Raw genomic sequence first — 21,504 nt, 5'->3', positions numbered from 1 at the left:
ATAATTAAATAGGAAAAGAAACATTATAAACGTTTTTGAGCCCGATTCTGAATACGATTCTCTCTTGTTGTACCATGATTGGTAACAGTGTGACTGCTCCCACGGTTAAAGCCTATGAGATTATCTTGGGATTTCTGGCTGCTTTTTTCGTAAAAAGAGCTATATTCCGGCATTATGCAAATGACCTGAAGTTCTTTCTGATCAGTTATTTGTGCAAAGTCCCAACTCCCTGCACCAACAAATCTCTTGTTGTACACCATTCTTGGATGCCACATTCTTTCCTTCATTACAGGACAATTAGCTAACATCAAGCTATTATGATTAGCAAATCGACTAGTTCCCTGTATTCTGATAAGCTCTGCATTTTTTACAAGGCCTTTCATATCTACGTGAGAAGTCAGTATACACACTTTTTCTCTGTTAGAATACCTTATTAGCTCCTTATAGTAGACCCAATTTACTGTCTCCGTACCACTGAAGTGAGCAAATATCCGTATTTTATCCTGGAACATCTCCCTGACCTTTGCAAGTTCTGGAATGAATTCTTTTGGTGAATCATGACCAAATGCAATTAACATTTTTAATAGAGATTGATGAATCTCTTCTTTTCGAGGATGATCAAAAAAATCAATTAAAATGAATGATTCTCTGTTGTTACCCATATAATGAGTTGTTGTCATTGAATGTACCAAAAATTTATAGCCTTTAAGGATCGCTTTTGCATGGTTTCTTGGTAGCATTATCATTTCAACATTTTTCTTTTCAAATACCCTATAGACTTGTGTTGCTGTCATTACAGACCTTTCGTCGTCTTCAAAGCTATCATATTTACCTTGAATCTGATTCTCTTCTAAATTGAAACTATCAATTATCATCATTCTTGGTGGAACATGTATATTATCAAGAAGAGTTGAACGAACTTTTCCGGTAATTAATACATCTGCTCCATTTGCCATATCTTTCCATAGATTTTGTATTTGGCCATAGCCGATTGTTGCTTTTACACCGGGACATATTTCTTTATTGTTCATTCCATTGATGTAACGTAAAGAATAAAAGAAGCTAATCTTATTTTTTTCCTGAATCTTTTCATGTATGTTTGTCAATTGAGTACCAATTATCTTGTCTGATGTAAGGGATATTTTTGGGAATTCAAGTGGATCCTGGAATATTGGAGTACGACCATGTTCTTTTGAATTAGTAAGGAAATACGACCAATTATTTATCTTAAGATCAGAGCATATTTCAGATTCTAAATAAGACACAAATGCATATTTTTCAAGCTTATATTCAAACAACAGACCAGCCATAATCCCACAAACCCTTCTTCGATGTTCGGAAGTCATCGATGGTAAGTATAGATTGATTCCATTTTTTATACTTTGAAAAATTGCCTCAGATAACCTCATTTCAATTCCAATACTATTTTCATGCATTTCTGTTAAAATGAAAGCATGTTTATTATCAATGATAAGATCAAAGGGGTATTTGCCAACTACTACCTCATGACCATTATTTTTATAAAATTTTTCAAGATGATATATATGTCTAACAGAACAATCTTTATTTGAAATTACACATGACCGATAAAATCCTTTGGCCGTTGTATCAGCACTTAGGATAAATGTATGTTGATAATAATATTTTCCAAGAGCATTTAAGAAATAAGGAGTCGAATTATAAACTGATCCATCATATTTTTGAAAATCAATCCATTTGTAATTAATAAGTTTGTTATTGAGTAAATGAAGTCTAATTTTCGCATATTGTTCTGATGAAAAAAATATTCCTTTCTTGATACCTATAATCTTTGCTAACAATGGAAAAAAGGGTTCAGCTGGAAGTAGCTCAAAAAAGTCTTTAGAATGTTTGATTTGTGATAATTTGAAATCTTTCAAGCTTATATACCTGAGAGCATCGGATTCTAAGGTTCCATCTCGTCTATCAAAAGTAACTTTATCAAAATTCCATCTTGCATATATTTCGTGAGGACCTGCTATTCGAGTTTCTAAAAGATTATTTGTATCCATTATAAGACATCCCTACAAAAAAAGTTTCCAACTATCTGTAGTATATATTTTGTTATGTTTGTGTGAAGTTATTCACCAGTATTTTCAATGTTCAAATATAAATTGTTTGGATTATATTTATACATCGTGGTGGTTGTTTTAGATAGTGTAAGATGATTTATTTATAAATAAAATGATAGTTTTTGTTTATATATTATGTATGTACTATCGGATCAAATCTAATATAAGTTATACATTGTTATTTGTAACGGACACACAACTTTAACAAATATACAGCAGAAAACGCGAACATATTTGAAAAGTTATATTCTGTTTTTTCGAGTTGTTTTGCTCTAAATGATTCCCTGATAATTTAGCACATTAAATAATTTAGTGGTTATGTCAGCACAATTAGTTAACATTATACAATATTAAATTTTGGAGACATTGGTGTGTGAATTTACACATGTGAAAATGTGTCTTGTTATTTGTATATCTAAAAATTATCTAAATATGTTTTGGATATTGATTTGATTTTTCTAAAGGTATTGTTTTATCATTTTGAGATCTAAATTTATAGCAAAAAGGAATAGTAAAAAAAACAGCGAAGTATGTTTTTTAATTTGATTAGAATAGGGTATATTTATTTTGAACTGTGTATTTGAATTTAAATTTGTCTTACTTTTTTAAAATGCGTATTGGATTAATTTTGAGTATTAATTTATTAATATCAAATCGTTGTGAATTGTAACTGTCCATATTCGGATTTTTCAGGATTTTAAGCATTCATATTTTATTCATATTGTTAAACTGGGAGTATTTTCTATATATCAAGAATTTCTGCTAGTTAAACTACGTAGTATTAATTCGATTTTTTAGTAGATAATTTGATAAGTCTAAATGTGATGATGAAACTAATCGTATACTAGAAATTGATTTTAATTTAAGAAAATATATTTTAATTCTTTAGAATATCTTTTACGTAAAAGGAACTGTGTAATAATAAATCTTGTGCCGAGTAATTATATCCACATGTGTGGATAATAGCATTTTTACATATTGAGTATAAAAATTCGGATTTCTTTTAGAATGTACTTAGCTAACTTATTTTAATTAACTGTAATTAAATTTGTTGCGTTTGAGAAGAGAAGATCCCGGGGGATTAACCCCGGAATCTTCTATGAGTGTCTCCATCACTCGCTGCACATATTCCTGTGAGGCTGATAACCGAAGTAGTCAACGACCATCGGACCTTTGTGCCTTATCCATTTTTCTGTGAAGCTAGAAACCGAAGTAACTAGCGACCATCGGGAACGGATTGATCAAGCCCTCGCAAAGAACTCACCTCGAGCCGGTGGAAATCTAGGAGATTGGGGAAACTCAGTCTTCTCGGATTATTGTGCGATTGGTCATAGGACCCCAAAGATTTTTTCTCTGGTAATACATTTTTAGTTGCTTTTTCATATATAAAGTTATCTATTATGACAAGTCTCATATTTTAACTGGAAAAATAGGGTATTACGCGAGTTTTACAATCTGCTCTTTTTTGATGAGTAACAGTGTGAACTGTTGAAACTACCCTGACCTAATCTAGTTAATAGATTTCCGGAAAATTGAGAATGTTGGACTGGCAAATTTAGACAAATTTTGGAGCATTTTTTAGGCGAATTTTTGGTCATTTTTGGGGTGTTTTTTTGGAGACCATATTTACAAAGTTAAGTGATGTTTTTGTTTGTCTTTTTTGGGTACTCGAGTAATTTTATTTGTGAAGTAGGCTAGAGCTTCAACTAGAAGAATAATAAGAAAATAATAGAACTGGAATATGGATAGTGTGATAATTTGAAGGTTTTTCCTTAAAATAGATCTGTCTTTCATCATAAATTCCATTTTTAGAAAGGATGAAAGAATGATTATTTTGATTTATATGTTTATGAATTTTATTTTTTTATCGATAAATTGTGATTGTTTACCTTACATGAGATGATTTTAAAAGATGGTACATGTTGTTTTTATTTAATCTTTTTGTGTAATAAATGAAAGAGTTCCTTTTGTTTTGAAGAAACTTCTTCTTAGGAATCAGATAGCTATCTTAAAACAAGTGTTCATTTATATTATTGGTTCAAAGTATGTTTTTAGTATAGTTGGTTTGTATTGGAAACATTGTACATCTTTTGAGTTTATTACTGTTTTGAGGAAGTTGTACTAATTAAGTATGTACATATTTTTTAAGATATATTTTTTACTTTAATATTTAAATATTAATTTTTATTTTTTTGCTATTTAACTATACTATGAATTAATAGACTCTAGTAAAAAAATGTATTAATTTTTACGGTTTTGTATTCTGAGGTTAAGCGGGTCTTTTAAAATTAATTATATAATCTACTGTTACGATTTTAATAGATAAAATAAAGATGGATCTAAAAACGAGTCGGTTTTAACAAGTATATACACTAAAAGTATATTGAATATTGAATTAAACTTTGTTTTGGGACATTAAACATGTATAATAAGTATCTAATATAACTACTTTTATTAATTGGTTCTTTTAAGAAATTTAGTACCATTTGTCTTTAAGATTGGCAATACAGTATAGTTTAGTTTTTTTATGACATAAATTATTTTAGTCACTTGTCATTACAAACATACATTTAATTTTAAGGATTTGAATGAAAATAATGATGATTAGTAGAACATAGTGAAAATTGCGTGTTTTAAGACATAATCATTTTATGTAGTAGTTACATCAATTAATTCGTTTAAATTAACTTTTTCTTGTATAGGATACAATTCAATTATTCATAAAATCGACATGATACTTATTAAGGTAGTTTGCTGAGAACATGCAGAAATTTAGAAATTTGGCATTGTAAAGAGTATAAATTTTATCAATCCATTATACATGATAATTATAGAAGTTACGAACAAAAATAGAGCCATTTATACGCCAGAACATTTTACTAGTTTTTTGTTGAATGGCTTAATAAAATTGCAGTGTTGATTGTAATAAATTCTGTATTTTATTTAAACTGTGAATCTGAATTTACTAGATTTCTGTAGCTCTTACAGTTAAATAATATATGATTTTATTGTAGTTAAAATTTAAATGTTGATTGCTGATTCCATGTATGTTTCTTTAATATTTAGTCATATTTCTAGTTCAAATAGTTCAATCAGTTGATACTGTTTGTCTACCATTTGTGTATATCAAAAGATAACATCTATAGCATCGAGACAAAAAAGCAAACAATGTTAGTGGTGATTTAAGATGGGATTTACTCACTATTGGACAATTAATGGAGAACTGGATAGAGAAAAATTCAAATCATATTCCGAAAAAGTAAAACAAATTGTTGAAAGTACAAATGTTGTACTTTCGGGAAAAGATCCCTGGAAAATGAAAACGCTGGTAACTGAAAAATCAATCGTTTTGAATGGATTCGCATATAATTCATGTGATCCATTTACCGTAAAACCAAATCATGCAGGAATGTTTTCATGTAAGACCAGGAAAAAACATTATGATAAGGTTGTTGTAGCCTGTCTGTTCCTTCTTCAAGAAATGTTTCCCGACCAAGTTATTTTGGGAACCGATGGAAACCGGAATGATCTACAAGCTGGATTTCAGCTTGCTATAACTGTTAGCAATCCAAAAACTGATGTATTCAACTATACTTTAATGATCTAATCCATTTAATTTTCAAAAAAAAGCAAACAGATTAGTGTGATTCAAATGGATAGAATAGAACTAATCGAAAAGAGAGAACAGCTTATAGAAAAGTCCAATCAAGCAATAACTGAAAAAGAACACATTGAAATCAGTGAAGACATCGCTGGTATTGATGAACAACTTGCAGAACTGGACTTCTTTGATCCAAAGCTCATCCAGGAAGAATTAAGAGAACTCCATGAGCTTGAAAAACCGGATTTAGAATATTGTGATTACAGCGAATTGGAGGATTAATCCTCCAAATATTCAAAAAAAAGGCAAACAAATAAATGGAATCAATGTGGTCCTTAAAATCTACATCCGGTTCAAGTCCGGAAAGGACCCCGTTTTAGGAACGTACCACCCAACACACAACCATAAAGGAGGCCTGTAGTGGATGCAGTCCTCCTTCCACCACACAAAAAGGCAAACAAAAAGATGAAAATCAAATGGTTCCGATGCCAGATACCTCCTTGCTGGTTAGCTGGTTCAAGTCCTGCCGGAACCCACAGCTAGAGAGTCTGTTCTCCTGCAGGCTCTCCACTTCCTATGTGGTTCCACGGCTGGTTGAATTCCAGATGGAACCTACCCCCAGACTCCCCAAGGAGAAAGACCTCCTTATTAATGTCTTTCTCCTATCCAAATAATATCTAAATCCAGCTCCGGGCATCTCCAACCCGGAGCCAATACCTCACTTTTCTATTTTTGGACATATGTTTAACATATTAAGCAGAAGTCTCCTTGCGTAAGCTGGGAGATGAATGCGTCTTATTCAATAATAATTATCATTAGATACTAATGCTTAAATATCTTAGTCTCATTATAAGATATAGGTTTTTTCATATGCTGTTGACGTTACCAATTAAGATAGATACTACTCCAGAACAAAAATCTGTTCTATGGGATCTATCTGAGAAATGTAGACTTATCTATAACTTTGGTCTGAGAGAACGTCAGGATGCTTACAAAAATAAGACTAGAATAGGTTATGTTAATCTACAGAATAAGTTGCCTGAACTTAAGAAAAAGTTTCCTGATTATAGATGGGTGTATTCCAAGGTATTACAGGGAACCTTGAAGTGTCTTGATAATAATTACAAATCGTTCTTCAATTTGAGAAATAACAAGGATAAGAAAGCAAAACCACCTGGATTCAAAGGTAGAAAATATTTTACTACTATGCTATATAACCAGTCTGGTTTTGAAATATCTGATTCTAATGGTTATGTTATTGTGAGCAAATCCATGGATACCAGGATACACAAACCAGAAGTAGAGTATTCTGAACAGGATAAAGTATACATTGGCTTCTCACACAATCATCCATCTGGAGTTTCACTAAAGTTCGAATTACCTGCTACTTTGATTGAAGACAAAATATTCAGCAAGGCTACTGATATAGTTCAGGTTAATATCTATCAGAAAGACAAGGACTTTTACATTTCGATTACTTATGAAGTACTTGATGTTAAGCATAATAACAATGATTCTTATCTTGCTATCGATATTGGTGTCTCGAAACAAAGCATGGTTGATTCTTACGGAAAATTCACAGAGTTGAAGAATAGGAGACCAGACAAGTATTGGGAACCTAAGATCCAACAGATTCAATCCAGAAGAGATCATTGCCAGAAGAACAGCAGAAAATGGAAAAGGCTTCATAACAACCTTGGTAAGATAAAGCGAAAATCATCTAATCAGTTAAAAGATAACCAGCACAAAATTACCAGAAATATTATCGATAATACGGATGCTAATACCATAATCATAGGTAAACTTGATGTAAAGCAAATGGCTTCAAGTGAACCAAAGGATAGTAGATATGAAAAAAGCATTCATAGAAGTACTCATAACTCAGGACATATAGGAAGATTTACTCAATTCTTAACCTACAAAGCTGAAAGCTTGGGTAAAAGAGTAATAAGAATTGATGAATCATATACCTCAAAGAAATGTTGTATTTGCGGAACTATCAAGAATATGTCACTTAATGACAGAACATATGAATGTGGTTATTGTGGAAACATTCTTGATAGAGACTACAATAGTTCTGTGAACATTCTCTTGAGGTATTTCAAACATAATGCTTTGTGGACAAGCTATCAAAACACAATTGATAATCTACGACAAACAGGTTTGTTGATCGGGGTTATTCCAACCAGAATGATACCGAAATGATACGAATACTCGTAGGAAGCTCCTTCCTCAAATCACTGCAAAGTGATTAGGAGGGAGTAGTTCATATAGTTTGAGTAGTAATATGATATCGAAGTGGTATGAAATTTATCTATCCGGTCCACGGTAGAATATTTTCTGTCCACTTCATGCTTCGGAAAATTTGTAACTACCAACCAACACATAGGGACTCTGTATTTTACAGCAATATCAGCAGAGTCCCCACCACCACCATGGTTCCAATGGGTCCATAGTACCTGGTTAAAATCCAGGTGGAACCAATCCAGGCAAGAGTCTAACTTAGACAGACTCCAACTCCCAAAATGCCTCTCGGTTTCTATCGGGAGGCAAAACTCCATTTCTATTTTCTAAAAATTGCATACATTCTTCTGTCGCTCAAACAAACAGGAACTCTACTTATACTCGTAGAGTTCCGCACTTTCCAATTATTCTTTTTTGATAGAGTTCACTTGTGACACTCTTGTAGTTTGTCTTTTTGTACCTAGCCAAAAGCCAAACAAAAGAATGAGGAATAAAATGACACAAGTACAAATAATGGACCTCATTCCGGAAAGAGAAACTTCTATTGCACCAATTTTGAGAGAGCTTGAGCAATCTGGCTATCCTCTGGAGAATGTAAAAGAAAAGCTATTGCATCTGCATAGCATTGGTAAAATAGAACTTACCAAGAGGAGAATCCTTGGACGTACACGCGCTCAACTTAATAATATTACTATTCCATATGGTAACATCAACTATACACATGTGAGGCGATGCTTATGATTGTCTTCACAATTATTGGCATCGTTCTTTTCATAATTGCTGTTACACATCACTAATGGTAGCTAACACCGGAAAAAAGACAAACAAATTTCCGGTGATTTAACTTCTAAGCGAGAAGTCCCCTTCCTCGGAGCGTAGCGACAGGTGGGGGATGAGAAAGATACTTTTGTTACAAAAATCAGTATCATGCTAATGCTTATATACATTATTATCGCTATAATATATGGGTTTTTGTATGCAGTTGACATTACCAATCAAGATAGATGTTACTTTGGAACAGGAATCTGTTCTATGGAATCTATCTGAAAAGTGCAGACTTATCTATAACTTTGGTTTGAAAGAACGTCATGATGCATATAAGAACAAAATAAAGATCAGCTACATTCAGCAACAGAACAAGTTACCCGAACTCAAACAACAATTTCCTGAATATAAATGGGTATATTCCAAAGTATTGCAGGGAACCCTGAAGTGTCTAGACAATGATTATAGGTCTTTTTTCAATCTAAGAAAGAATAAGGATGTCAAAGCTAGACCTCCTGGATTCAAAGGCAAGAAGTATTTCACTACGATGATCTATAATCAGTCAGGATTTGAGATCTCTGATACTAAAGGTAATATTCTTGTAAGCAAGTCTATGGATACTCGAATCCATAAACAGGAAGTAGAGTATTCTGATGTAGACAAGATTTTCATTGGTCTCTCTCATAAGCATCCATCTGGAATACCTTTGATATTTGAACTTCCTGCTACTCTGCTTGAAGAAAGAATATTTAGTACGGCTACTGATATTGTTCAGATTAGTGTTTATCAGAAAGACAATGACTTTTACATTTCGATTACATATGAAATACCTGCAGTAAAGCATAGTAATAATGATTGTTATCTTGCTATTGATATTGGTACAATCAAACAAACGATGGTTAATTCTTATGGTCAATTCAATGAATTAGTTAATAGACGACCAGATAAGTACTGGGAACCTAAAATTCAACAGATCCAATCCCGAAGAGACCATTGTAAGAAGAACAGCAGAAAATGGAAACGATTGCATAACAACCTTGGTAGGATGAAACGAAAATCATCTAATCAACTCAAAGATAACCAGCATAAAATTACCAGAAATATTGTTGAGAATACAGATGCTAATACTATTATCATTGGTAAACTTGATGTAAAACAAATGGCTTCTTCTAAGCCAAAAACAAGTAAAAAAGATAGGAGTACCAATCGTGGTACTCATAATTCAGGACATATAGGAAGATTTGCTCAATTCTTAACCTACAAAGCTGAAAGCTTGGGTAAGAGAGTAATAAGAATTGATGAATCCTATACCTCAAAGAAATGTTGTGTTTGCGGAACGATCAAGAATATGTCACTTAACGACAGAACTTATGAATGTAGTTATTGTGGTAACATTCTTGATAGAGATTGTAATAGTTCTGTAAACATTCTCTTGAGGTATTTCAAACACAATGCTTTGTGGACAAGCTATCAAAATATAATTGATAATCTACGACAAACAGGTTTGTTGATCGGGATCATTCCTAACAGGATGATCTTGAGATGAAACAAATACTCGTAGGAAGCTCCTTCCTCGACAGCTGAAAGCTGGCAGGGAGCAGTAGTTCACATGAGTGACAGAAAGTACAAACAAACAGCTAAGAACCAAATTGAAAGATACATAAACGAAAAATTAAGCTTAATACAAGCCCTTAATAAGTTTCCTGTTGCTCCGATTTAATTACTTTTGTTTTTTAGATTTTCTCTTTTTTTCGTTCCTTTTCCAAGGAACCAAATCTTTTTTATTCACAATAATAGTAGGTTCATTATATGGAAACAAATGAATTTGCATATGGGCCATGGGATTGTATTGCTGATATCAATCGAACAGAAATGGGGAGAATTGTTATTCGTATCATAAACGCTGAAACTCAGAAAACAATCACATTCATAACGATTATTATGCCTGAGGAAGAGATTGGGGTTGATGAAACAATAATTGATATCAGGGGAGATGAAGACATTCCCGAATATCTGATAGATGCCGGTATCCTTATTGAGCATATTCGGGACATTGAATTTCAAGGATGGGAATTCCCAGTATACAGGCTCTCCCCCGAATATGTGCCTTCATAATCCTTCTTTTTCTTCCCTATTGATCATCCAGAAAGAACTTATTAATGTATCAAGAGACTAGGACGAGGTCCTGAAGAATATGGAGTATTTGCTAACAAAAAAAGCAGATATGTTTGTGGTGATTTAAGATGCCAATAATTAGAGTACAGTTCGGTGAATGGGATTGCATTGCAGAAAAACTGAAGTATAACAATGGCAGAATTGCTATTCAGCTAATTGATGACTGCGATGGAGCACCAGTTGCAACCGCTACAATTAACATCCCTGCAGAGCAACTTGCAGAGGACGAAGCTATAATCAAGGATTATGATGAAAATAAAGGAATGGTTCAAGCTCTTATAGATGCAGGGATAATAACTGATTTTGTAAGACAAGTCAGATCAGGATATATTACTGCACCGATATACAAGGTCAATGTTGGCCTTTTTGAATAATTCTTTTTTAGGTGATAATATGATGAAAATAGTCAGAATAATAAAAAGAACATCTACAAAGAACCTGTGCATTGGTTTAATATTGTTAGCAATGCCCTATTCGATAGGAATAGGCTATATACTAACAACGATAATCGAACACATCTAAAAAGGCAAATATGCCTGTGTGATTCAAATGCTTGAAAAAACAACAAATACCATTCGAACGGATCTTATAAATAATGGATTCCGGGTTGGAGATGTGCAATCAATCAACTACGGAGTTCAGTTTTCTGTATCCAAGGGTTCCTATTCAAGGATTTTGAGAATTTACTCATCCAAGAAGAAAGGAATTACAATAGATGCCTCTCAGTTGGGTAACGGAGAAGATGCAGACCAAATCCGGAAAATAATAGGTTCTCCTGCAGAATCTACTTATGTAACTGCAACACCCTCCCAGGATAATCTCGGATATCCACTTATCGGATGCGATGAGTCTGGAAAAGGAGATTATTTCGGGCCATTAGTGACTGCAGCTGTTTGTATTACCGATGGAAAAGTCGAATCCACTCTTCGATCCATTGGTGTGAAGGACTGCAAATTACTCACAGATGAACAGGTCCTGGATATCGCTGATAAGATTACTAACTTACTGACACATAGGAAATATCAGATCGAGACCCTACTCCCTGAGGAATACAATCAGAAGTATAATGAAATTAATAATCTCAATAAATTATTAGCGTGGCTACACGCATCTGGAATTGAGAATTTATTAGGTGGGTTAAATGGAATTGTTACTATAGACATCGAATTAAAGAAAGCTTATGCAACCCAAACCACACTTCTTGTAGATCAGTTTTCCCATAATGAAAACATTCTCAAGGATGAATTAAATACACTTGGTTCTTGCTGTAAGCTTATACAACAAACACATGCTGAGTCTAATGTTGCTGTAGCTGCTGCCTCCATACTTGCCAGAGCAGAATTTCTGAAATGTATGGATGAAATGTCTAACAATTATAAGATGAGATTCCCTAAAGGTGCCACTGATGTAATATCCACAGGACAGAAATTCGTCAAAGCACATGGACCAAATGCTCTAAAAAACGTTTCAAAACTCCATTTTAAGACAACCGAACAGGTTGTTGCATTTAAAAACGATTAAATAACCACTGGAACGGGAGGTATATCTGCTATTTGAATCACACAATCCTCCCTTCCGTTCCTAAAAATCATTCTTTTATATGATTAGAGATAATTAAAATCAGAGGATATTATGTTACTATGTAACAGATGTAAAGAAAGAGAAGCTGATACTGGAGATTTCAAAACCAAAAATATGTCAACTATCAGAATCAGATATTCATGAGCAGTTGCATTGTATGTAAGGACAAATACGTAACTCAATGTAATCAATGCAACAAAAGTCAAGGTTATCAAATTCGGAAAAGGTTTCTGTTGGATTGATGAATATACCCTTTAGAATTAATGACATTATAAGACCTTTTCCACAATAAAGAAACAATACTAACAATGCAGTCCCTAAAGATATTGTTGTCCTGAATATCGATAAAAACCATTCTTAGACTTTCTTTTTTTAATTTTTCTCTTTTTTAATACCTTAAGCAAAAGTCTCCTTCCTCGACATCCAAAGGATGGTAGGGAGGGTAGTTCACAATCATCATTCTACCATTCTAAGATTATCTGTCCTGATCTACCTGAAAAAGACATACATATAAATGGTGATTGAAATGAAAGTTATGATTACAGGACACAGACCAGAAAGACTTGGTGGATATGATGAAAACAATCCTGTTACAAAGAGAATCAAAACGGAACTCTCTATGCAGCTGGAACTGCTTCTTCTTGAGGATCCTAAAATCGAGATAATCACTGGACTTGCTCAAGGTGTAGACACTTGGTTCGCAGAGATTGGTCTAGAGAAGAATATTCCAATTTATGCTTACATCCCTTTTACTGGCCAGGAATCAAAGTGGCCAAAGAAATCACAGGAAAGGTATAGAGAAATCCTTGCAAAATGTAAAGTTGCAAAAATCATCTCCCAGGAAGGTTCGAAAAATGCTTTCCTCCAGAGAAATGATGCTATGGTTCATGATGCAGATATGGCCATTGCAGTATGGGATGGATCTTCTAATTCAGGAACATGTTACACTATTCATAAACTTAATCTTGTAAGAAAGAAGGTTATTGTTATTAATATCTAATTTTCAATACGATTTTAAATCCTTATAGATAAAAAATACATTAGATATTAGGTATACTTTAACATAATACTCTTATTGGCTTTTAAAAAAAGACACACAATTTTCCGATAACTATGAAGGAATGTCAGGGCGATCTATGGAATTCTGGTTGTGATTATACTGCTGTTACAACCAATAGCATCATCAAGAAGAATGGAACACTTGTCATGGGTGCCGGAGTTGCAAAACAGGCATCTCTAAGATATCCTGGCCTGCCACGTATCCTTGCAGAACATGTAAGGAAGAACGGAAATATTCCTTATATTGTACCAGAATACAGGATAGTCTCTTTCCCTACAAAGTATAACTGGAAGGATCCTTCTGATCTCTCACTCATCAGGGAATCTGCAAGGAAGATTGCTGATATACTCCCTATAGACTCTTCTTGTGGACTCTCAAAACCCGGATGTGGCAATGGTGGACTCAAATGGGAGCAGGTGAAACCTCTTATCGAGGATATTCTCGATGATCGGTTCACGGTTTTTTCACTTTGATATTTTTCTTTTTTTAAAAAAACAATATTAGGTCTGGGTACATTACAATTCTTTTAGCTTATGCTAATAGCAAAAAAAAGCAAAGGAAACTAGTGGTGATCTAAGTGGTTGATTTCAAGAAACTTTCAGAGGAAACAGAAAAGAAAAGACAGCAATTTGGAGACGATATCCCTATACGAAACGAAAAACTCTTCCTGGAACTTCATCAACAAATCTGCCCGGGAACCTTTAGTGTTGATTACAATCATGGTTCATTCAAGGACTTTGTCTGCTCAGAATGCTCTGCGACATTCCAGAAAGGAACCAACATCCCCATGAGATATTCTGGAGGATATGAAGAAGATATGTCAGAATACTTCTATGGATCTCTGCCAGAAAAGCTTCTTGAAAAATATGGCCTGCTTGAAAGAGCTCAAAGCCCAGAAGCAAAGGAACGAATGCATCAAGTCAAAAAAAACAAAGATTTAGTGTAATTGCAAAAACTGGTAACAAACAAAAAAACCAGAGATACAAATGCAATTGTCAAACCCCTGTTAAAAAGACAAACAGGTAGTTGAATTAATTAGGTGAGAGAAATGAACGCAACAGCAATAGTGGAAACACTCGGAAAGAATGGAATCGCAGTTGAACAAGCAGAAGTTGAGAGCAAAGTACAGGCTTTCAGGTTAAACTTCAAAGTTGATGAAAAGACAGCATCCATAGCTGTACTTAATATGTATGCTAAGAATGCTGGAATTGAAATAAAAAAATCCAGCTCAAAGACCAGAGCAACTGTCATAGAGCTTGAAAAAATGAAAGAGGGAACTTGGGTAGATATGACCCTCAAGGTAATCAAGATCTTTGATCAAAAGAAGAATAATATCGTTCAGAAAGGTGTTGCAGGCGATGAAACAGGCTCAGTGATATTCACAATCTGGTCTACAGCCAATGTTCCTCTTATAGAAGAAGGACAGACCATCGATTTCCGGAATGTTGTATGCAACCCATTCAACGGGAATCCACAGATATCAGTCAACAAGTCATCTGAGCTTGCAGTCTCTGATAAAGCAATCAACTATGTACCCGAAAAGAAAGAAATTGTCGGCATAGTCACAAAGGTTGCACCCGGAAGTGGTCTCATTAAGAGATGTCCGGTATGTGAAGCTTCTCTCTACAAGGGAACATGTAAACAACATGGAACTGTAGAAGGGATATACGATCTTCGCCTGATATTGACCATTGATGATGGACGCAAGGAATCTAAGATAGTAGCAGGAAGAGAGCTCACCGAAAAGATAACCGGAATGACCCTTGATACTGCACTTGCAATGGCCGCAGATGCCTTAGACCATAGCATTGTCAGAGAAGCACAGACCAACATGTTCGTTGGGAAATACATATCCACAATAGTGCTGGATATGAAGTCCACATACCTGAATGCATGCGAGATAACTCCTATGGGTGAGTAAAAAACCCATACAAATTTTCGAGGTAATAACCATGAGCAATCAATACAATCCAGTAGCAAAGCGTCTGACCATTGAAGAAATGAAGAACATTATAGCTGAAGAAGCCGTACCAATCAAAGGACTTGATAACGAAGCCCGGATATTCGTAACAGAAACCGGTGAGGAAGCAAGCAAAGTCTTCCTTGTGGCAGCTCTTATGGAAAAGGAAGATATAGGAAAGGAAAAGACATTCTGGAAAGCAAAGGTAGCAGATCCCAGTGGACCAATTTATGTTACTGCAGGAGAATACCAGCCAGAAGCATCTGCACAACTTGCAGAAATACCAATTCACAGCATTATCTCCATCATCGGAAAGCTGACATCCTTTGAAACTGAAGACCATACAAGAATAATCAATATCCGTGCAGAATCCGTAACTCCGGCAAGTGCAGAAACACAGGAAATCTATCTCAAGGAACTATCTGGTTTCCTTTCAGAGAGACTTGAGAAGAACAACCTTTCCCCTGAAATCGTGGCCAAGTATCAGCCAATCGTTGAAAAGTTACTGGGGTGAAATCCAGTAATCCCTTTCTCAAAAAAACAAACACCCTTCAGCCTCTATCAAATATCGGCCAATGATAGATCTACCTCTTGCTATCATTATCTTCTTTCTTTTTTTATCTTATTTTAGAAAATCGAAATCATAAGGAATCTTGTATGACAACACAAATACTGCTATTCACTGAAGATACATATGGGAAATTTATATTCAACACTGAAAATGAATCAAATCTCTTTTCTTTAGATATTATCAAACAGCTTTTTCAGGAAGGGCATATACGTCAACTTGAAAAGATTGCTCAGAGAATATTAAATTAATACAGATCAACGCAAGGAAAATCACATGCCACGGTCACAAGAAGAATTTGATGAACTTTTAGATGTTCTTCCAAATGAAGATTCTAAACTCATTGCAATCAAAGCACTTGATCTTGATATCTCGTTGTGCTCAGCAATAGAACTATTAGAAAATACAAGAAATATATGGATTTCAGGTCCATTGCCTGAATACGAAATATAATCTTCTTTTGCCAGCTCCCCCAGAACAAAAAAAGACAAACAGAGTCCATGTAATTACAGGAGAACTACGCATGGACATAAATACACTCGACCTTCCACAGAATTACATCGATTTTTACTTGAACAAAGGATATACAACCCTATATCCTCCACAAGCAGAGTGTATGGAAAAGGGTTTACTTAAAGGAAAAAATGTTTTTTGTGCAATTCCAACTGCAAGCGGAAAGACATTTCTTGCAGAACTTGCAATGCTAAAAGCAATATCTAAAGGGAAGAAAGCAATGTACATTGTTCCCCTTAGAGCTCTTGCAAAAGAGAAATACACCTCTTTTAAGGATTTTGTTCCTCTTGGAATAAACCCTGGTATTGCTTCCGGTGACTACAACACTGATAATAGGTGGCTTGAAAAATGTAATATCATCGTTTGCACCGCTGAAAAAGCAGACTCTCTGCTACGATCAGAAGCATCCTGGATTGATGATGTTACATGCGTTGTTATTGATGAAGTTCATCTTCTTGCATGTAAGACCAGAGGCCCTACTCTCGAAATGGTAACGACCAAGCTTAGAGAAAAAAACTCTCAAATCCAATTTGTCAGTCTATCAGCAACAGTTGGAAATGCAGAAGAAGTCGCAAGGTGGCTTCAATCTGAACTAATTACTACAGATTGGAGACCAGCAGACCTTAGAGAAGGTATCTTTTTCCAGAACAAGATACAATTCAGTAAGTACAGTATTGATATAAATCCAATAACTAATGATCCTTCAATAAATATTGCTATCGATACCGTAAATATCGGAGGGCAGTGCCTTGTATTCGAAACAAGTCGAAACAGCTGTTCTGATTTTGCAAAGAAACTCAGTAAGCATATCTCTCCACTAATTACTGAAAAGAATAGGGAAGAACTCAACAAACTATCTATTGAACTCGATAGAGAAGAACAGTCTAACCCTATCTTATCCGAATGCATCAGAAATGGAGTTGCTTTTCACCATGCAGGCCTGAATGAAAAACAAAGAGATATCGTAGAATCAGGATTCAAGAATGGATTAATTAAAATAATAACCTGCACACCCACTCTAGCTGCAGGCCTTAACTTACCAGCAAGAAGAGTAATTATAAGAAATTACAAAAGATTCAATCCTGGCCAGGGAAGATGTCCAATTCCCGTACTTGATTATAAACAAATGGCCGGAAGAGCAGGAAGACCACATCTTGATCCATATGGAGAAAGCGTACTCATAGCTGAATCTGAAAAGGATATAGAAAAACTCAAAGCAACGTTTATCAATGCACAGGCAGAGCTTGTTATATCAAATCTAGCACAAGAGAACCACTTTGAAACTCATTTATTAGCTACAATAAATAACAAATTCGCCAATACACTCGAAGATATCAATCACTTCCTCCGGAAAACATTGTTTGGATTCCAGAACCCAGATGCTGATTTTGAGAACTTAACAACGAAATGTATTAAAGTACTGCATCGAAGAAAAATGATTGAAATATGCGATAGGATAGAATCCACTCCTTTTGGGAAAATGGTATCCGTAGTATATATCTACCCGGAAACAGCATCTATAATAACAAGCAAGATTGAAAAATCATTATTCATTACTCCCTTCAATTTGATGAGTATAATATGTTCGACTCCAAATATGAAAAACACTTCCTTTACTGCAGACGAAAGGAAGAATATTGAAAATATCATCATCGAAAGAAGTAACGAAATTCCGTGGATAAATGCAACCAAAATAAACCAGATCACCCCGCAGGAAATAGGAAGCATTAAAACAGCTCTAATGCTAATGGAATGGATTAATGGAACTCCAATAGAAACAATAATGAGGAACTATAAAATTGGAGAAGGCGATCTGAAAAACACCATATCAACAGCAAAATGGTTAGTCTACGCTTCCCGGAAAATCATGGAAATGCAAGAGAACATCTGGACAAGCACTGTCTCTGATATTGAGAAAATGCTTGAAAAGGGTGCTAACAATGAAATGCTTGCTCTGATGACAACAACATCCATTGACAGATTATCATCCAAAAAGCTGTATGATAACAAAATCGATTCACTTGACATCTTAAAAACAATGCCACTAAAAGATGTTATTGAAATACTTGGACTCAATAAATCCATTGAGATTTTTAACTCCCTTGGTATTGATTATGACCTATTCAAAGTAATAGATGAAATTGAAGCTCAGAAAAAACAACAAACAGAAACAAAAAAAGATATGCTGATAACAGAAATTGAGCAAGAAAAAGTAGTTGAAACACCGAATACTGAATTATTAGCAATGGAAGAGAATAAGCCAAAAATCACGGTTAGAAGCATTATAGCAAAGATACTTCGTAATCTATTTTTAAGATAAATAATCCCTAGACGCCTTATTGCTAATGTAAAAACAATACCAGTAAACTGAAAGAGACAGAATTGATAATGTAAATATGAAAATCAACAACCGTAGACACTTCATTGCCAATGTAAATTTGTAAATAATCCCTAGACACCTTATTGCCAATGTAAAAACAATACCATTAGACTGAAAGAGATAGAATTGATAATGTAAATATGAAAATCAACAACCGTAGACACTTCATTGCCAATGTAAATTTGTAAATAATCCCAGGACACCTTATTGCCAATGTAAAAACAATACCAGTAGACTGAAAGAGATAGAATAGATAATGTAAATATGAAAATCAACAACAATAGACACTTCATTGCCAATGTAAATTTGTAAATAATCCCAGGACACCTTATTGCCAATGTAAAAACAATACCAGTAGACTGAAAGATATAGAATTGATAATGTAAATATGAAAATCAACAACCGTAGACACTTCATTGCCAATGTAAATTTGTAAATAATCCCAGGACACCTTATTGCCAATGTAAAAACAATACCAGTAGACTTAAAGAGATAGAATTGATAATGTAAATATGAAAATCAACAAACGTAGACACTTCATTGCCAATGTAAATTTGTAAATAATCCCAAGACACCTTATTGCCAATGTAAAAACAATACCAGTAGACTGAAAGAGATAGAATTAATAATGTAAATATGAAAATCAACAACAATAGACATTTCATTGCCAATGTAAATTTGTAAATAATTCCTAGACACCTTATTGCCAATGTAAAAACAATACCATTAGACTGAAAGAGATAGAATTGATAATGTAAATATGAAAATCAACAAACGTAGACACTTCATTGCCAATGTAAATTTGTAAATAATTCCTAGACACCTTATTGCCAATGTAAAAACAATACCAGTAGACTTAAAGAGATAGAATTGATAATGTAAATATGAAAATCAACAAACGTAGACACTTCATTGCCAATGTAAATATGAAAATAGTAGCAGGATATTGATTCAATGAAGAAATCAAAACTTTAATTGATTATAAATAGTCAATTGCTTTCTGCCATTCATACTATAAAATTGAGAATCTTCATATATCCAATCGAAAATTATATTGGAATCGAGATTAACATCAATACCAACCATATTCACGACCCCTTTTCCTCTTCCCCGTGAAGTTTTCTTTGTATAAAGTAGCTCTAACATAGAGAGCTCACCAATCAAATCATTAAACCGACGTGCACTTAATACATCGATTCCAATTTGTTCACACACTTGTAAATAAACATTATAAATATCACTAGTAATTACAGTGTTTGTTCCTGGCTTATTTAATAACAACAATGATGAAAGAAACGCTGTCTTCGATTGGGGAGTAAGGCGAGTAACAACTCTCTTCGTTTTATCAGAATCAATTTTTGTATTTGCTTCACGAACATGCTCTGATTGGATAATCTTATCTCCTCTCATATCCGCAATATCACCAGATACTCTTAGAAGATCTATAGCCCTTCTAGCATCTCCATGTTCTTGAGCTGCAAGTGCGGCACATAAAGGAATAACCATATCATCAATTACTCCATCTTTAAAAGCCAATTTCGCACGATAGCATAATATCTCTTCAAGTTGAACTGCATCATATGGCTCAACTGTTATTTCTGTTTGTGATAAAGCACTTTTCGTACGCGGATCAAGGTTTTTTGTGAAATATAAACTATTTGATATTCCCACAATACACACATTGCGCTTCATATCATCATTTTCTTTAATACGTAAAAAATTATTTATGATATCGGGATTTGTAAGTTTATCTATCTCATCAAAGATAATAATGATGCTTTTTCCATATTTAGTCATTAGATATGTCAAACGATTATAGTATTCTGAAAAATTATTCACTAATTTTTCATGAGGTAAATCCAATTTTTCCTCAAATTGTGTTATAAGGAAACGCAGAACCATCGTATCAGAATAAGTAACATTACAATTAACAAAAACAGGAAAAACTTCAATACCATTTTGAAGTGCAGCTTCACTAATAACTTGCATCATTAACTTAGTAACCATTGTTTTTCCAGTTCCAGTTTTACCAAATACAAGAAGATTAGAAGAATCAAAACCCATTACAGTTTTCTTAAAATGTGTAGTATATGCTTCGATAAAATCAACTCGATGCATGACTTCATTTATAGATTTAGGTTTATATCCTGGCGACACAGCATCAGGATTTAAAAATACTGAGCCACTAAACAGTATTTTATTTACATCAACTGTATTTTCAGCCATCTTATTCCTTCATACTTTTTTTATTTAACACATGTATATACTAATATATAAATCTAATTGGTCTTTGTAACCAATGTAACCAATAATACCAACGTAAGTGTATGTACACTACATTGCTAATGTAACAAGTATTTCTTATTTTGTAAAAATCGTTTTTTGATATACAAGTTATACGGAATATTTAAATATAATAAAAATCTATGAAAAACAGACAAGGATATTATTTGGGTTTATAATATACGAAGAATATTATCTGGGATAAAATGAAATTACTATTACATTGGCAAACAAGTGTATATTTACCAAAATGATATAAGTTAACAAAATAAAAAAATAGACAA

At 33.9% G+C, this 21,504-nt stretch carries 17 protein-coding genes; 15 read left to right on the top strand and 2 right to left on the bottom strand.

The genetic code is table 11. The features are described 5' to 3' along the window. Positions 1–23: 23 nt before the first annotated feature. Positions 24–2,030, bottom strand: a complete 2,007-nt coding sequence (locus METHO_RS11890; RefSeq protein ID WP_015313752.1) for a hypothetical protein — start codon at positions 2,028–2,030, stop codon at positions 24–26. A gap of 3,247 nt (positions 2,031–5,277) precedes the next feature. Here METHO_RS11890 and METHO_RS11885 point away from each other — a divergent pair. The 15 genes from METHO_RS11885 (at position 5,278) to METHO_RS11815 (ending at position 18,877) form a co-directional block, all read left to right on the top strand. Next, a complete protein-coding gene (locus METHO_RS11885; RefSeq protein WP_015313751.1) occupies positions 5,278–5,697 on the top strand; it encodes a hypothetical protein in 420 nt (139 codons plus the stop codon). A 45-nt stretch (positions 5,698–5,742) separates the two neighbouring features. Then, the gene (locus METHO_RS11880) at positions 5,743–5,973 is read left to right on the top strand and encodes a hypothetical protein (RefSeq protein ID WP_015313750.1); all 231 of its coding nucleotides are present in this window, start codon (positions 5,743–5,745) and stop codon (positions 5,971–5,973) included. Between the two features lie 543 nt (positions 5,974–6,516). Beyond that, a complete protein-coding gene (locus tag METHO_RS11870) occupies positions 6,517–7,896 on the top strand; it encodes an RNA-guided endonuclease InsQ/TnpB family protein (protein WP_245546408.1) in 1,380 nt (459 codons plus the stop codon). 534 nt (positions 7,897–8,430) lie between these two features. Continuing rightward, entirely contained in the window at positions 8,431–8,676 is a 246-nt protein-coding gene (locus METHO_RS11865) for a hypothetical protein (RefSeq protein ID WP_015313748.1), read from the top strand. Between the two features lie 235 nt (positions 8,677–8,911). Continuing rightward, on the top strand, positions 8,912–10,246 hold the full coding sequence (locus METHO_RS11860) for an RNA-guided endonuclease InsQ/TnpB family protein (protein WP_048831345.1): 1,335 nt from the start codon (positions 8,912–8,914) through the stop codon (positions 10,244–10,246). 263 nt (positions 10,247–10,509) lie between these two features. Continuing rightward, positions 10,510–10,815, top strand: a complete 306-nt coding sequence (locus METHO_RS11855) for a hypothetical protein (RefSeq protein ID WP_015313746.1) — start codon at positions 10,510–10,512, stop codon at positions 10,813–10,815. A 128-nt stretch (positions 10,816–10,943) separates the two neighbouring features. Further along, positions 10,944–11,249, top strand: a complete 306-nt coding sequence (locus tag METHO_RS11850) for a hypothetical protein (RefSeq protein WP_015313745.1) — start codon at positions 10,944–10,946, stop codon at positions 11,247–11,249. Positions 11,250–11,424: 175 nt separating this feature from the next. Then, positions 11,425–12,396, top strand: coding sequence for a ribonuclease HIII (gene rnhC, locus METHO_RS11845; protein WP_015313743.1), 972 nt, complete (start codon positions 11,425–11,427; stop codon positions 12,394–12,396). Between the two features lie 574 nt (positions 12,397–12,970). Further along, on the top strand, positions 12,971–13,456 hold the full coding sequence (locus tag METHO_RS11840; RefSeq protein ID WP_015313742.1) for an SLOG family protein: 486 nt from the start codon (positions 12,971–12,973) through the stop codon (positions 13,454–13,456). A gap of 113 nt (positions 13,457–13,569) precedes the next feature. Then, the gene (locus METHO_RS11835; RefSeq protein ID WP_015313741.1) at positions 13,570–13,989 is read left to right on the top strand and encodes a hypothetical protein; all 420 of its coding nucleotides are present in this window, start codon (positions 13,570–13,572) and stop codon (positions 13,987–13,989) included. Between the two features lie 104 nt (positions 13,990–14,093). Then, positions 14,094–14,462, top strand: coding sequence for a hypothetical protein (locus tag METHO_RS11830; protein ID WP_015313740.1), 369 nt, complete (start codon positions 14,094–14,096; stop codon positions 14,460–14,462). Positions 14,463–14,564: 102 nt separating this feature from the next. After that, on the top strand, positions 14,565–15,437 hold the full coding sequence (locus METHO_RS11825) for a hypothetical protein (protein ID WP_015313739.1): 873 nt from the start codon (positions 14,565–14,567) through the stop codon (positions 15,435–15,437). Between the two features lie 31 nt (positions 15,438–15,468). After that, positions 15,469–15,990, top strand: a complete 522-nt coding sequence (locus tag METHO_RS11820) for a hypothetical protein (protein ID WP_015313738.1) — start codon at positions 15,469–15,471, stop codon at positions 15,988–15,990. Positions 15,991–16,320: 330 nt separating this feature from the next. Then, positions 16,321–16,497 carry a hypothetical protein gene (locus tag METHO_RS13800; RefSeq protein WP_015313736.1) on the top strand — a complete coding sequence of 59 codons (177 nt, stop codon included), beginning with the start codon at positions 16,321–16,323 and terminating at the stop codon, positions 16,495–16,497. Between the two features lie 70 nt (positions 16,498–16,567). Continuing rightward, positions 16,568–18,877 (top strand): DEAD/DEAH box helicase, encoded by a 2,310-nt coding sequence (locus METHO_RS11815; protein ID WP_015313735.1) that lies wholly within the window; start codon positions 16,568–16,570, stop codon positions 18,875–18,877. Between the two features lie 1,023 nt (positions 18,878–19,900). Here METHO_RS11815 and METHO_RS11810 read toward each other — a convergent pair. Then, entirely contained in the window at positions 19,901–21,163 is a 1,263-nt protein-coding gene (locus METHO_RS11810) for a Cdc6/Cdc18 family protein (RefSeq protein ID WP_015313734.1), read from the bottom strand. Positions 21,164–21,504 lie beyond the last annotated feature (341 nt).

It is taken from the genome of Methanomethylovorans hollandica DSM 15978 (genome assembly GCF_000328665.1).
GTDB lineage: Archaea > Halobacteriota > Methanosarcinia > Methanosarcinales > Methanosarcinaceae > Methanomethylovorans > Methanomethylovorans hollandica.
Note: the sequence above shows the minus strand (reverse complement) of the source record. Positions and strands in the feature narration are given on the sequence as shown.

Coding starts and splice junctions, on each gene's coding strand:
- METHO_RS11835 (WP_015313741.1), top strand. CDS start 13,570: ATGAAGGAATGTCAGGGCGATCTATGGAATTCTGGTTGTGATTATACT.
- METHO_RS13800 (WP_015313736.1), top strand. CDS start 16,321: ATGCCACGGTCACAAGAAGAATTTGATGAACTTTTAGATGTTCTTCCA.
- METHO_RS11850 (WP_015313745.1), top strand. CDS start 10,944: ATGCCAATAATTAGAGTACAGTTCGGTGAATGGGATTGCATTGCAGAA.
- METHO_RS11815 (WP_015313735.1), top strand. CDS start 16,568: ATGGACATAAATACACTCGACCTTCCACAGAATTACATCGATTTTTAC.
- METHO_RS11860 (WP_048831345.1), top strand. CDS start 8,912: ATGCAGTTGACATTACCAATCAAGATAGATGTTACTTTGGAACAGGAA.
- METHO_RS11865 (WP_015313748.1), top strand. CDS start 8,431: ATGACACAAGTACAAATAATGGACCTCATTCCGGAAAGAGAAACTTCT.
- METHO_RS11890 (WP_015313752.1), bottom strand. CDS start 2,030: ATGGATACAAATAATCTTTTAGAAACTCGAATAGCAGGTCCTCACGAA.
- METHO_RS11810 (WP_015313734.1), bottom strand. CDS start 21,163: ATGGCTGAAAATACAGTTGATGTAAATAAAATACTGTTTAGTGGCTCA.
- METHO_RS11840 (WP_015313742.1), top strand. CDS start 12,971: ATGGTGATTGAAATGAAAGTTATGATTACAGGACACAGACCAGAAAGA.
- METHO_RS11870 (WP_245546408.1), top strand. CDS start 6,517: ATGCTTAAATATCTTAGTCTCATTATAAGATATAGGTTTTTTCATATG.
- METHO_RS11885 (WP_015313751.1), top strand. CDS start 5,278: ATGGGATTTACTCACTATTGGACAATTAATGGAGAACTGGATAGAGAA.
- METHO_RS11855 (WP_015313746.1), top strand. CDS start 10,510: ATGGAAACAAATGAATTTGCATATGGGCCATGGGATTGTATTGCTGAT.
- METHO_RS11825 (WP_015313739.1), top strand. CDS start 14,565: ATGAACGCAACAGCAATAGTGGAAACACTCGGAAAGAATGGAATCGCA.
- METHO_RS11820 (WP_015313738.1), top strand. CDS start 15,469: ATGAGCAATCAATACAATCCAGTAGCAAAGCGTCTGACCATTGAAGAA.
- rnhC (WP_015313743.1), top strand. CDS start 11,425: ATGCTTGAAAAAACAACAAATACCATTCGAACGGATCTTATAAATAAT.
- METHO_RS11880 (WP_015313750.1), top strand. CDS start 5,743: ATGGATAGAATAGAACTAATCGAAAAGAGAGAACAGCTTATAGAAAAG.